Genomic DNA, 12,861 nt, shown 5'->3' with positions numbered 1-12,861 from the left:
CCGTGCTTAGAAGGTCTGCCAGTTATCGTTACTTGGGGTGGATACAGGCACACGCTGTGTCTTCACGCTGGTTTTCTTCGCACTGCGTGTGGCGGAAACCACACCGTTGCCCAGATCAAAGCGATCGACGGTCTTGTTCAATCTTTCCGCTTCGGACTCAAGAGAGACCGCATTGGCGGTGGCTTCCTGTACCAGCGTGGCGTTTTGTTGCGTCACGCCATCCATCTCGGTCATCGCCAGCCCGATTTGTTCAATACCACGGCTTTGTTCATCTGAGGCAACGGAGATTTCGCCCATCAGGCTGTTTACCTGGGCGACAGACTGGATGATCACGGACATGGCGTCGCCGGCCTCCTGTACCTGCTCCGCACCGGTTTTGACTCGGTTGACCGATTCGCTGATCAAGGCTTCGATCTCTTTTGCCGCCTGCGCGCTACGCTGCGCCAGCAGGCGTACTTCGCTGGCGACCACCGCAAAGCCACGCCCTTGCTCGCCAGCGCGAGCCGCTTCCACTGCGGCGTTCAGCGCCAGCAGGTTGGTCTGGAACGAAATACTGTTAATCACGCTGGTGATATCGGAAATTTTTTGCGAACTGTCGGTGATCCCGTGCATGGTTTTCACCACCGTTGAGGTGATCTCACCGCCTCTTTTCGCCGTTTTTTGCGCCTCTTCGGTCAGTTTGAGAGCTTCACGCACGTTCTGGGCGTTGTTTTTGACGGTAGAAGTTAACTCTTCCATACTGGCGGCCGTTTGTTGTAGAGCGGCGGCCTGCTGCTCAGTACGGCTCGACAATTCTTCATTACCACCGCGGATTTCACTGGTGTTGGCAAAAATGCTGGCGGAGCTATCCTGGATGGTTTTTACCGTTGTATGCAGGCTTTCCTGCATTTTTTGTACATAGGGAATCAACTGCCCGGCACAGTTACGGCCAAACGTCTCAAGCTGGCTACTTAATTTTCCTGCGGTCAGCAACTCAAGATGATTTTTTAACATCCCAAGCGGTTTAACCAGGTAATTTACTAAATAACGGTCGGTCAATAAGAGCGTCACCAGACCTGCCAGTAATGCGCTGATGAGCACTATTTTGTTATAGGACATCTGGTCTTTGGTTTTCACCAGAATGGCATCTGACTGAATCGCCTGAGTATATTTTTCAGCGGTTGCACCAAACTGCACGCTTAAAGGCGGGTAGGTTTTACGAAATAACTCGCGGAATTTATCCGGCTGATTATTTTTTGCCGCATCGTACATAGGCACAATGGCGTTAGTCAGCAACGCGTCCCAGTCATTGATCATCGCTTTTATGACGTCATCGCTCACGCCAGGATGTTGCGCATCGCGAAACTGCGCAAGCATACTCTGGCTGGTTGCCAGCGCTTTTGCGGCAGAATCCATTGTTTTGGCTGCGTTTGCTTCATCGCCGGTCTGGCGATAATCCATTGCCCGTAACATACGCGTCATGGTACGAAAATATTGGTCATTGCCTTTAACCAGCATGGCATAGGCATTCTTCTGTGACGCGTTTTGTGTGAGTAACTGATCAATTGTGGAAAAGTTATAAAAAGTAAGCAGGGTAGCCATTCCCCAAATAATACTGAAAACAACCAGTATCAGTAATATCATTTTCCTGATGGTGATATCGCGTAAAATTTGCATAGCTACCCCCGGTAACTGAATATAAAATATATTTGCAGACGAGCAGCCCGGTTGAACAGGCCTGGTGTTAAAGTTCTTATGCAATAAGGCATAAAATTAAATTTCGCAGACTAATCGTTATCCTTCGAAGGGATGTTTACGACACGCGTAAAACATCGGTAAAGATATTATGTTTAGGGCTTGTAAATAATGTTCTGGTAAGGTTAATGATGGTAACATAAAATTTATATACGCTAAAGTCGTTATTGCATCCTGGCGTAGGATCACAAATCTATGATTTAAAATTCCTCTTCGGTTATGGCTGGTTTTTTCTTTTTAAAATTTTGGTTAAGTTCAATTTTATCAAGAGTCGTTGGGCGGCTAATAAAATACCCCTGTGCGATATCGCACTCGAACGCTTCAAGTTGCTGTAACTGAGTGAACGTTTCTACCCCTTCGGCAGTGACCTCAAGGTTAAAATCTTTACCCAGTCCGATAATCTTCTCGACAATATTTTTTGCACTCTCAGAGTCGCCCATCGCCATAATAAAAGACTTATCGAGCTTGATGCCATCAAAAGGAAAACTCCGTAGATAATTAAGTGAAGCATAGCCAGTGCCAAAGTCATCCATCAAGAGTCTGACACCGAGGCTTTTTAATTGTTGCATGATTTTTAACGCATTTTCTGGCTTGCTCAGGGTAGCGTTTTCGGTAACTTCAAGTTCGAGACGCGAAGCGTCAAAACCCGTTTTAGCCAGTATTGCTTTGACGCGAAGAACAATGTCGCTGGCCTTAAATTCAACTGGCGATATATTTACTGACAGGGACAGGTCTGCTGATTTATCTCTCACCTCGCGACATGCTGTTGTCAGAACCCAATCTGTTAGCGAGATAATTATTCCGGTCTCCTCAGCCAGAGGAATAAATTGGTCAGGCATAAAAAGCCCATGCGTCGGATGCTGCCAACGTACAAGTGCTTCGAGTGACGTTATCTTCTGCTGACTTATATCGTAGCGAGGCTGATATAAAAGAAATAACTGATCCTGTTTTATTGCCTCACGGAGTTCTTGCTCCAGTTCTCTGCGTTGAACAATTTGTTCAGCCATATCAGGTTCATAAAAAACCCAATAGGCATGCGGGTCATTTTTCGCTTTATACAGCGCGATATCAGAATAGCGGAGGAGATCGCTTGCGGTAACGGCATCTTGTGGTGCCAGGGCAATGCCCATGCTGACGTCGATAATAATCTCGTTACCACAGATATCAAAAGGACGGTTCAATTCCTCTACAATCCGCGAGCAAAAACCTTCAATATCTTCACGCTGGTTAAGGTCTGCGGCAATGATGATAAATTCGTCTCCGCCCTGGCGTGTAACCAAATCAATGCTGCGCATGCAGTGGCGCAGGCGGTTAGAAGCTTCACTGAGCACCTGATCGCCTACCGTATGGCCGTAGACATCGTTAATGGTTTTAAAATCATTCAGATCGAGACTGATCATCGCCAGCGCATTTTTCGATTCGTTTTTTGATTGCAGTCTGCCGTCAAGGAACTCTTTCATCCGGACGCGGTTAGGCAGGCCGGTTAATTCGTCATGATGTGACAAATACTGAATGCGTTCGCTGGCCTCCACTTCCAGAGTGACATCTGTTGCGGTACCACGAAACCCCAATGAGCCATCAATCAGGGTGACGCGTTTGAGGGTTAAATTACAGTAGCGTTGGTTTCCCTGGGCGGAAAAATAGCTGCAATGGTTAAGGGTGAGGAAGTTACCTGCATAAGGAAGATCCAGCCATTTGGTCAGTGCCGGGTTGTCTTGTGACAGAAACGCCCGCAGCGAGCGGCCTATCCAGTCATCAATACGGTGACCGGTAATAACCGGGAAGCGCACAGATATCCAGGTAAGTTGTAAGAGTTCATCGGCTTCCCAGATCCAGTCTGTCGTTGTTTCCACCACGTCACGAAAACGGCGCTCACTAATGGCGAATGCCCGGCGGCTTTGTTCCAGCAGGAATGTTTTTTCGTCATTCAGCCTTGCTTTTAAAAGCCCTTTGCGCACAAGAGAGAGCGCCAGAAGGACCGATGTGAGCATCAGCAGAACAAGAAGAGGGAGTACCCATGTGAGCAGCGTGTCACTGGGATTTTTATTGTTCCATTCAAAATAGATTTCACCCCCTGTTACTGGCCATAACAAACCCGCTGTATGTGGTGGACGGCGTATGGGTTTTGACGCAAGGAGATGCAAATCCTTAATGGCATATTCCTCACCCATAGCGGCGAGTTTTTTAGGCGTCAGTTTATCAACAAAGATCATAATAGAATGATCCGCAGGCGCTTTCGCAAGAACAGCCCTATCCTCAGTGGTAATCCAGGCCGCTGAAATCAGGATTAATTCATTATTGGCAAAAACGACGCGCGAAACGGCTGTACCGTTGTTCACTTTCAGTGCCGTGCTTAATTCTGTATTAAGGTTTTTCCCCAGCCAGTCCTCAAAAGGGACCAGGTTAAGAGTGCCATTAATGACGCTGTAGCGCGTTCCTTCTTTAGGGGAGAGTACAAACACGCCTTCGTAACCGAATTTCGAATACAGTGATTTACCCAGGTTTTGTTCATCCCACGCCCAGCTTAAGTCTATCTTGCGATGGAGATTATCCCAGGCTTCGTTCCACGCGGCGTAATCGGCAAGATGCAAACGAAGGTTTTCCTGACGATTGTCGAGCGCTTTCATTAGCAGTTGTCGGGTTTGGTGGCGGGTGTTACGCGCCAGATCATTTTCTGTCTGAATGAGCGCAAATATTGTCGTTAAAAAAATGAAGCCCATAAGCATCAGTACCAGCGTCACGGTCTGCTTCATGATGCGATGCGTATCAGGTGCAGACGCAGGAGCGTACTGGTCATCGAAAATGTTCATACTTCACCTTTTCTACGCGTTTTAATTAGCAAAATATGTTTTTCTAGTCATCTGTATTAACGGCAAGGGGCAATTAAACTTTAAATAAAAATGCGTGTTTTTATACGTTCGGCTAAGTTTGTGATAGACATCATTTTTTTATGCAAGAAAAACAAAAATGTCGTTTTTAATATTAAGATAACCTTAAGGTTAAGAAATTTAATACATCGTCTGGTAGTGGTTATTTTGCAACGTTTTTAACTTTATGATTTTATTGTTTTTCTTATTTTGGTGTTTTGATGTTTTCATAATGAGACTGTCTTGGTGTAATCAAATAATAACGTTAATTGCAAGTGGTTAGTCTCAAACCGTAAGAAATGCGTTTATTTTTTCGTGATATCCGTATTGAATGTGCAAAAATGAGGGCGGTATTGTCTTGTTTAAGAATACGTTATGATGATTTAAAAAGAAATTTTATAAACCCCCAGTGAAACTATGTGCATTGTTATTCATGCTTCCAATTGTCATTTTCAAGAAGGCAATGTGGCGGGGGAAGGCCTGTTATCGTGAGATAAATACCTTTCAACACATGGCGCAACACGACCGACAGATTATAAAAATCAGGGACGAAGATGATCGCCCCTGGCTTCATCATCAAGACATTAGCGATCCGGAATAATTTTTTCCGCCTTCAACGTATCAAACAGGTGGGTAAACGAATCCAGTGTGGCCCGGTAGCCGGTAAACCCGGCCTTGCGGCTTTTGCTCATGTCGGTGAAGGCTTCCATTGGGCGACCGAGGTCCGCGTCGGTGTGCCACCAGGAGGCCAGTCGGCTGATATCGGGCTCGGCAAGCGAGTAGCGGGCGGCAATCTCGCGCCATGCGGCGGCTGCCTCCTGCATCCGTCCTTCCAGCGGCATCATGGTCTGCGGATTTCCGCCAGACTCGATGCCAAAATAGGCGGCCAGGCGCGGCCACAGCCAGTTCCAGCGGAATACATCGCCATTAACCGCATTAAAATCTTCGTTTGCCGCATTCGGGCTTTGTGCCGCCCAGGCAAGTTGTTCGGCGAGCAGGTTTGCATCGGTGACATCGGAGACGCCATGCCACTGTTCCGGCGAGCCCGGAAAAATAAACGGCCAGCCTTTTTCCCGGCACAGGGTGGCGTAGACTGCCAGCGTCAGACCCATGTTCATTGCGTTACCAACCGCATAACCGATGATGGTGTGCGGACGGTGCACACTCCAGCGATAACCGTATTTTTCCGCGCCGGCAAAGATTTCATCTTCCTGAGCATAATAGAAATTATCCACGGGCTGGCGCCCCTGTTCTTCACGGAAAGGTGTAACCGGTACGGCACCTTTGCCATAGGCCTCGAACGGACCAAGGTAGTGTTTTAGCCCGGTAACCAGTGCGACATGCGCGCCGTTCAGGCGGTCACCCAGTGCCTCAATCACGTTTTTGACCATCGCGCCGTTGACGCGGATGTTCTCTTTTTCATTTGCCTGACGCGACCAGACGCTGAAAAACAGTGCGTCGGGCTTTATGCCCGCCAGCGCCGTATTCACCGCCTGCGGGTCCGTCAAATCGGCGGTCAGACGGGTGCAGCCTTCCGGCACCGCGCCGCGCCCGCGCGACAGCCCTGAGACCTTCCAGCCTTCCTGCATCAGCTTTTGCGCCAGCGCGCGGCCAATCACCCCGCTGATGCCGACAATCAGTGCCTCTTTTTGCATTTCACTCTCCTCATGCGTAAACGTTATGAGTAGACTAATCGAGAATTTTGTTCTTATTTCTGGCATTAATTCACATCATTCCTAACCTGAGTTCATGAATCAATGCACGATCAACGACTGAAGGACATTGTCCCCTTTGTTGCCAGTATAGAAGGGGGGAGCTTTGCCGCGGCGGCGGAGCGCTTGCATGTGACCGGCTCTGCTATCAGTAAAAGCGTGAGTCGGCTGGAGGCGCGGCTGGGCTCAACGTTGCTGGAGCGGACAACCCGACGCCTGAAACTGACCGACGCCGGGCATGCGTATTACCAGACCTGTATTCGCATAATGGAAGAGCTGGCGGAGGCGGAATCGGTACTGGCGGCGCAACGCAGTATTCCGTCCGGGCGGCTGCGGCTGGCCGTGCCGAATACCTATGGCAGGCTGTGTGTCATGCCGTTATTGATTACGTTTTGCCAGCAGCATCCGGAGATAGATATCAGCATGACCTTTTCTGACCGTTTCGTGGATCTGTTTGATGAAGGGATTGATGTGGCGGTGCGGATTGGCAAAACGGCGGAGATGCCCGCATCGCTGGGGTATCGGCAACTGGGGCGGGAGAAGATGGTGTTCTGCGCTTCACCCGCATATCTGGCGCGCGAGGGGCGCCCGGAAAGCGTCGGGGCGCTGTTGCAGCATAGGGCTATTTTGTACGAGCGCGTTGATGGCAGCAGTAAGCCGTGGCAGCTAGTCACCGAGGATGGGTATCCGGACTGGCGTACCGTGCCCTACCATATGGCGCTGGGGGATGTGGATGCCCAGTTACAGGCAGTGCGTAGCGGGTTAGGCGTTGCCCAGATGCCGACATGGCTGATTCGCGATGCCCTTGCGCGTGGGGAGCTGGAGATAATTTTGCCGCATATTCAGCCCGACGGGCTGGCATTGACGCTGGTGTGGCCGCGCCGTAAGCAGCTCTTGCCAAAGGTGGATGCGCTGCTCTGTGCGCTGAGCGGGCTGGATATCGGCGGGTGAAGTGAGGTAGGGCGGGTTGTTGTGCGGTCTGATGCCCTCACTCCGGCCCTCTCCCACAGGGAGAGGGGGGCTATTTCGTGCGGCCTGAACGTCTGGTCGCCCGGATAAGGCGTTTACGCCGCCATCCGGGGAAACCAGCACCGAACCTAACCGCGATCATCCTTTGGTCCAAGGAACCAAAACGCGAAGGGCAGCGAACCGATGATGGTAAACATCAGGCTGTAAATAAACACACACGCGCCCTGAATCACAAACATCGACACCGACCACTCGTCCATCGGCAAATCGTACTGATCCACCACGCCCTGGAAGGCGGCTTCTGAGATAACCGACACGGCGACCACAAAAACAATCGCGACGGCGATAAGGAATTTTTTACCCTCACGGGTACGCAATTTTTCCAGCATGTAAATCTCCTTATTGTTCTGTGCAGCCCGCAGGTAATGATGAATATCCATCCGGCGACGGCTGCTAACCAGATGCACTATTTCGCTGCTACGGCGAGAGCCTTTTCCACATTTTATGCTGCGGGCTTCCCCGCCTGACCCCAGGATGGCGCTACGCGCGTATAAAAACGGCCATCATACGGTTTATAAATCGGAAGTGTATCTTATTCTCATCTCAGATGTTACCGCTGATCGACCTGGAGGAGGAGAGGTGTTTATGCGGATAATTTGCTCACGTTGATTAAATATTAATCAAATATATTCGTAAACATGATGCAGGGCGCATTTTTTAAGCCAGGGCAGGCATAGCGTATCGGTAACTTCCAGGAGGGCACTACCATGAAAAGGTTATTAATATGTTGCCTGTTTGGTAACACGGCGGTAACGCTGGCCAAAAAAATGCAGGATGTTGCAGATGCAAACCGGTATCAGATTCAAATTAGCGGAATAGGGGCTGAGGCATTTGCCAGTGTGGCGCCTGCCTTTGATTGTTTCCTGGTGGCACCGCATATTCAATATAAAAAAGAAGAACTGAAAAAAGCGATTAAAGAAGGCCAGCATATTGAGGTTATTGCCGGCTATCCGTATGCCGCCATTGATGCAGAGAAAATATTAAAATTTGCCATCGATCGTATGGAGGAGTTGGTTGATTAATGAGTTATTGAGAAATCTCCAAATAGGGCGTGCAAAAGGGCTCAGGGATGAGCGGGCAATGGTGTTATTAGTTTGCTGATGTTACCGATTGGTTGAATTGTTGTAACTTTATGAAAAATAAGTTTTTAATATACTGACTATTCCCCTGGCTGTTCACGACGCGTTTCCTCATGTCTGCTCTGGCGCAACCTGTCCACCTGGTCAAACCATCGCTATTTCATATTTTCCCCGGTTTTTTACGCTACGTATATTAACCCTGTTCGCTATTACGCATTCGTGCGCTTGCAGTTGTCTTCTCGGGGCTGATACGAGTGTGTTTTCGCCGTTAAGGGGTTTCGGAATTCATTTATCGAGGGATATATGCGAGTAAAAAGACATTTCTCTCTGGGTGCGCTGCTGGGCACCGGCTTTGCCGCGATTATTGCTATCGGTCTGTTGGTGGCGATTTTTGGTCGTGCTGAATTGAATAACACCAGTCAACATATTGAGTTTTACGAGAAGTACCATCTGACTAATCTGCTGTCGATGCAGGCATTAAAAGACAATCTCAATAACGCCACCAAGGCGACATTCATCATGGTGTTTCAGGATGATGAAAAGAGCCAGATGGAAGAGGAAAAACTGACCGAACTGTCGATTAAACGCAACGACGAACTGGTGGCGCAGTTGCAGGCGAATGTGCAGGATACTGACGCACAGAACATGCTGAACAATTTTAAAGCCACACAGGTGGAGTACGTGAATGTTGTGCGCCAGACCGTGGGGCTGGCGAAGAATGGCCAGATGCTGGATGCCCAGTCGCTGGCGGTCGAAAAGATGCAGCCGTTACAGATTCGCCTGTTTGAAGAGATTTCCTCGATGATCCAGACCCAGCAGGCCAGCACGACCTCAGCGGCGGCGGCCTCCACCGCAAGCGCTCGCTCCGCTGGCGACGCTCTGCTGATGATTGCTGCGGTGGCGGCGTTACTTGGGATCGCCATTGCCTGGCTTTTCACGCGCTACATCAAGCGACAACTGGGGGGAGAACCCGCTTATGCGCTGCAGGTCGTCCATGAAATTGCGCAGGGAAATCTGGCCACCCGGATCATGCTTGCCCCGGATGACAGCACCAGTTTGCTGGCAGGGATGGATGAGATGCGACAAAGCCTGAGCGGTATCGTCAACCAGGTGCGGGAAAGCAGTGAGTCGATCTCGGCGGGGGCAAATGGTGTGGCGGAGGGCAGTACTGACCTGAGCCAGCGTACCGAACAGCAGGCGGCCAGTTTGCAGCAGACGGCCGCATCCATGGAACAAATCGGCCAGGCGATTCGCCAGAATGCCGATACGGTGCGGGTCACCAATCAGCAGGCGGCAACGGCCAGCGAAATTGCCGCAAAAGGGGGCGAGGCGATTGATAATATCGTGCGTACGATGGATGAGATCAGCCAAAGTTCCCGCAAAATCAGTGAGATCATTACGGTGATTGACAGCATTACCTTCCAGACCAATATCCTCGCCCTGAACGCCGCGGTAGAGGCAGCGCGTGCAGGGGAACAGGGCCGGGGTTTCGCGGTGGTGGCGGGCGAGGTGCGTTCGCTGGCCCAGCGGTCGGCGTCTGCGGCAAAAGAGATAAAGGCCCTGATTATGGATAGCATCGAGCGTGTGGATAATGGCACGGCGCTGGTGAATCACGCGGGCGCGACCATTGGCGAACTGGTGCGGCAGTCGCACCATGTGGCGGGGATGATCGACGAGATTGGCGTGACGACGCGTGAGCAGGAATCAGGTGTCGGACAGGTGAATGAAGCGATTACCCAACTGGATAAAGTGACGCAGCAAAACGCGGCGCTGGTGGGGGCGTCAAGTACGGCGGCGGAAGATCTGCGCGATCAGGCGCAGCATCTGGTCACGCTGATGAGCGTGTTCCGTACCGTAGCCGTGTAGCTTTGGCCATACAGGAGGTGGCCCGGATGGCGGTGTAAACGCCTTATCCGGGCGCGATAGCGGATGAGGGAGCTACTCCTCACCCGATTGATGATAGCGACGCCATGCGCCCGGCGGCATACTGTATTTGCGGGTAAAAACCCGGGTAAAAGTTTGCTGGGAGTCGAAGCCGTAGCGGGTGGAGATGGTGATGATCGACTCCTTTGTCACGCTCAGGTCGTGGGCGGCGCCTTCCAGCTTTTTGTTGCGAATATACACACCTAACGGAATATCAATAATCTGATGAAAGAGGCGCTGTAAATGCCATTTGGAATAACCTGCCCGGTGGGCAACATCATTAATCCGTAAAGGTTTGTCAATATTATTATCAATCCATGTCTGAATATCGAGGATAACCGATTTTTGCATGGCCATAATATATGCCCCTCTTTGCTAAATATGAATGCGCGTCGTCTCTTTGAACAGCAAGAAAAAGCGCAACATAATTGCCCGACGTATTACCCAGGAAGCTGAGTTTAAATCAGCGTGGCTGTCGTTAGCGTGACGTGAAAATGACATTCCTGTCAGGTTTGTGAACAATGCGGCGGGTGGCAAGCCCTGGCGGGTGATCGATGAATAAATGCTGAAAATACTGGCGAGTTATTTTTATATTTGTCGTATTTCAGAGGTGCGAACAAACCCTGATAATAAGAATATTTAAAGGATAAATTAAAATAAATGTATATTTTTGTTATCTGACGCATCTGTTATTTTGGCGTCAGTGAACTGACAGCCAGCCTTTCTAAAATCATTCATGTCAGCGGATATTCCTGACTATTCTCTTTGCGAGGTGGAAACATGAAGATGACGAAAGGCATTATGACCGCAATGATAGTTGGCCTGTTTTCCGCCGGTGCGCTGGCGGCGGTCCCTGTAGAGTCTGGTAACGGTCTGCAAAAAATGGGTTCGGTCTCGGCATCGGGCGCGACAACGCTGTCTGGTTTGCATGAGGAGCTGGCGCAAAAAGCCGAAGCGGCGGGAGCAAGCTCGTATCGCATCGTGGCGGCCGGGGGCGAAAACCAGATGCACGGCGTGGCGGTTATCTACAAGTAAGTCGAAAAACAGGAGGCTTAGCCTCCTGTTTGCTTTTCTGTTCAGGCGTTTTTGAACTGTGTCTGCTCATCAAGCGCCGGTTTGTCACCTGGCGCAACAGTATCTGTTTTACCGATTGCCAGTGACAGACCAAAAGTATTGCTGCCGTTTTCACTCCGAACAAACACATCGCCACGGTGCATCAATGCGACCGCACGAACAATGGATAAACCCAGACCATGATGCGTATCGCTACGCGTGCGGGACGAGTCGATACGATAAAAACGCTCAAACAGGCGATCCAGATGTTCTGCGGCGATCGGTTCACCCACGTTGGCGACGGCTATGATCGCATGCTCATGCCGCTGGCGAATGGAAACGGTGACCGTGGTATTCGGTTTTGCATGGTGAGCCCCATTTTCCAGCAGGTTTGCCAGTGAACGGTGGAACAGCCGACGGTCGATACAGGCAATGATATCGCCTTCCACGTTGATAGTGAGGTTCTTCTCGGCAAAGGAGGGTTCGACATATTCGGCGGTTTTCCACGCCTCCTCGCGCAGCGATACCTCGGTAAGCTGGGTGGCGTGTTCCCCGGCCTGGGCATGTGAGAGAAAGAGCATGTCATTGACAATCGAGGTCATACGCGCCAGTTCTTCCAGATTGGATTCCAGTAAATCTTCCAGTTCACTGACGGAACGTTCGCGGGATAATCCCAGTTGTGTCTGGCCTATCAGGTTAGTCAGCGGTGTGCGCAGCTCGTGGGCGACGTCAGCGTTGAAACTCTCCAGTTGCCGCCAGGCCACTTCCTGGCGTTCCAGCACACCGTTGAATGCTTCCGCCAGCGTTTGCAGTTCATCCGGCAGGGTTGTGGTGTCGAGGCGCTGTCCGTGATCGCCGGGGGCAAGTTTGTGCGCCTGCTCGCTCATTGTATTCACCGGGCGCATTCCAAACCGTGCAATCATAAAACCTAATACGGCAACCAGTATCACCCCAAGGGCGGTGATCAGCAGCAGCGTGCGGGTGAACTCTTCCAGCGTGCCCATATAAGGCGTGGAATCGATGGCAATCACGTAGCGGATCGCCGGGCGTTCCCCTCGCGCCGGAATTAATTTGATCAGGATAAAGAGCGAACAGGACTCTTTCATGGCGCCCGGCGCTTCGCTAAATCCGTCGGCGAGTGTCGTCCAGTTGACCCCTTGCGGTGGCTCGCCGCCCACCTGAAAGCGGGGATCATCGCTGAGAACCCAGTACTGTACACGTCCGCCTTCCGCCGTGGTCATATCGGCGAGTTTGGTGGCGAGCATTTGCCAACTGTGCAGCGTGGTGCGCGATAGCAGCCACGGCTCCATCAGCGATTCCCTGAAAAGCAGCTCGTTGTGCATCTGTTTTTGTAAGGATTCATGCAGGGTGCTGCGCAGCAGAAAACCGATCGCCGAGACGATAAGCACGGAGGCGAGAGCAAACATTAATGCAAGGCGTCCTGAAATCGAACGTTTGAGCATA

Annotated in this window: 10 protein-coding genes; 4 read left to right on the top strand and 6 right to left on the bottom strand. The window is 50.8% G+C overall.

Annotated elements, in window-relative coordinates; all coding sequences use genetic code 11:
- Positions 1-6: 6 nt before the first annotated feature.
- From MRY16398_RS21665 to MRY16398_RS21655, 3 genes are all read right to left on the bottom strand, one after another.
- Positions 7-1,656, bottom strand: coding sequence for a methyl-accepting chemotaxis protein (locus MRY16398_RS21665; RefSeq protein WP_125125159.1), 1,650 nt, complete (start codon positions 1,654-1,656; stop codon positions 7-9).
- A 278-nt stretch (positions 1,657-1,934) separates the two neighbouring features.
- A complete protein-coding gene (locus MRY16398_RS21660; protein WP_125125158.1) occupies positions 1,935-4,544 on the bottom strand; it encodes a bifunctional diguanylate cyclase/phosphodiesterase in 2,610 nt (869 codons plus the stop codon).
- 641 nt (positions 4,545-5,185) lie between these two features.
- On the bottom strand, positions 5,186-6,256 hold the full coding sequence (locus MRY16398_RS21655) for an SDR family oxidoreductase (protein WP_110295933.1): 1,071 nt from the start codon (positions 6,254-6,256) through the stop codon (positions 5,186-5,188).
- Between the two features lie 102 nt (positions 6,257-6,358).
- Between MRY16398_RS21655 and MRY16398_RS21650 the strand changes: the two genes are divergently transcribed.
- The gene (locus MRY16398_RS21650) at positions 6,359-7,264 is read left to right on the top strand and encodes a LysR family transcriptional regulator (RefSeq protein ID WP_107222537.1); all 906 of its coding nucleotides are present in this window, start codon (positions 6,359-6,361) and stop codon (positions 7,262-7,264) included.
- A 146-nt stretch (positions 7,265-7,410) separates the two neighbouring features.
- Here the strand turns inward: MRY16398_RS21650 and MRY16398_RS21645 are convergent, their stop codons facing one another.
- Positions 7,411-7,671, bottom strand: a complete 261-nt coding sequence (locus MRY16398_RS21645; protein WP_125125157.1) for a DUF2534 family protein — start codon at positions 7,669-7,671, stop codon at positions 7,411-7,413.
- A gap of 378 nt (positions 7,672-8,049) precedes the next feature.
- On the opposite strand from MRY16398_RS21645, the gene MRY16398_RS21640 reads away from it, so the two are divergent.
- Positions 8,050-8,364: a PTS sugar transporter subunit IIB gene (locus tag MRY16398_RS21640; protein WP_041852266.1), complete on the top strand. Its 315-nt coding sequence runs from the start codon at positions 8,050-8,052 to the stop codon at positions 8,362-8,364.
- Between the two features lie 360 nt (positions 8,365-8,724).
- Positions 8,725-10,287 (top strand): methyl-accepting chemotaxis protein, encoded by a 1,563-nt coding sequence (locus MRY16398_RS21635; protein WP_125125156.1) that lies wholly within the window; start codon positions 8,725-8,727, stop codon positions 10,285-10,287.
- A 72-nt stretch (positions 10,288-10,359) separates the two neighbouring features.
- Here the strand turns inward: MRY16398_RS21635 and MRY16398_RS21630 are convergent, their stop codons facing one another.
- Positions 10,360-10,701 carry a helix-turn-helix domain-containing protein gene (locus tag MRY16398_RS21630; RefSeq protein WP_041852265.1) on the bottom strand — a complete coding sequence of 114 codons (342 nt, stop codon included), beginning with the start codon at positions 10,699-10,701 and terminating at the stop codon, positions 10,360-10,362.
- A 423-nt stretch (positions 10,702-11,124) separates the two neighbouring features.
- Here MRY16398_RS21630 and MRY16398_RS21625 point away from each other — a divergent pair, with 423 nt between their 5' ends.
- Entirely contained in the window at positions 11,125-11,379 is a 255-nt protein-coding gene (locus tag MRY16398_RS21625) for a YdgH/BhsA/McbA family protein (protein ID WP_041852264.1), read from the top strand.
- A gap of 41 nt (positions 11,380-11,420) precedes the next feature.
- Here MRY16398_RS21625 and MRY16398_RS21620 read toward each other — a convergent pair whose 3' ends face one another.
- Complete coding sequence (locus tag MRY16398_RS21620) at positions 11,421-12,860, bottom strand: heavy metal sensor histidine kinase (protein WP_125125155.1); 1,440 nt, start codon at positions 12,858-12,860, stop codon at positions 11,421-11,423.
- Position 12,861: the final 1 nt, after the last annotated feature.

Origin of the sequence: Phytobacter sp. MRY16-398 (assembly GCF_003925915.1) — a bacterium.
In the GTDB taxonomy this organism is placed as follows: domain Bacteria; phylum Pseudomonadota; class Gammaproteobacteria; order Enterobacterales; family Enterobacteriaceae; genus Phytobacter; species Phytobacter diazotrophicus.
Note: the sequence above shows the minus strand (reverse complement) of the source record. Positions and strands in the feature narration are given on the sequence as shown.

Coding starts and splice junctions, on each gene's coding strand:
- MRY16398_RS21665 (WP_125125159.1), bottom strand. CDS start 1,656: ATGCAAATTTTACGCGATATCACCATCAGGAAAATGATATTACTGATA.
- MRY16398_RS21660 (WP_125125158.1), bottom strand. CDS start 4,544: ATGAACATTTTCGATGACCAGTACGCTCCTGCGTCTGCACCTGATACG.
- MRY16398_RS21655 (WP_110295933.1), bottom strand. CDS start 6,256: ATGCAAAAAGAGGCACTGATTGTCGGCATCAGCGGGGTGATTGGCCGC.
- MRY16398_RS21650 (WP_107222537.1), top strand. CDS start 6,359: ATGCACGATCAACGACTGAAGGACATTGTCCCCTTTGTTGCCAGTATA.
- MRY16398_RS21645 (WP_125125157.1), bottom strand. CDS start 7,671: ATGCTGGAAAAATTGCGTACCCGTGAGGGTAAAAAATTCCTTATCGCC.
- MRY16398_RS21640 (WP_041852266.1), top strand. CDS start 8,050: ATGAAAAGGTTATTAATATGTTGCCTGTTTGGTAACACGGCGGTAACG.
- MRY16398_RS21635 (WP_125125156.1), top strand. CDS start 8,725: ATGCGAGTAAAAAGACATTTCTCTCTGGGTGCGCTGCTGGGCACCGGC.
- MRY16398_RS21630 (WP_041852265.1), bottom strand. CDS start 10,701: ATGGCCATGCAAAAATCGGTTATCCTCGATATTCAGACATGGATTGAT.
- MRY16398_RS21625 (WP_041852264.1), top strand. CDS start 11,125: ATGAAGATGACGAAAGGCATTATGACCGCAATGATAGTTGGCCTGTTT.
- MRY16398_RS21620 (WP_125125155.1), bottom strand. CDS start 12,860: ATGCTCAAACGTTCGATTTCAGGACGCCTTGCATTAATGTTTGCTCTC.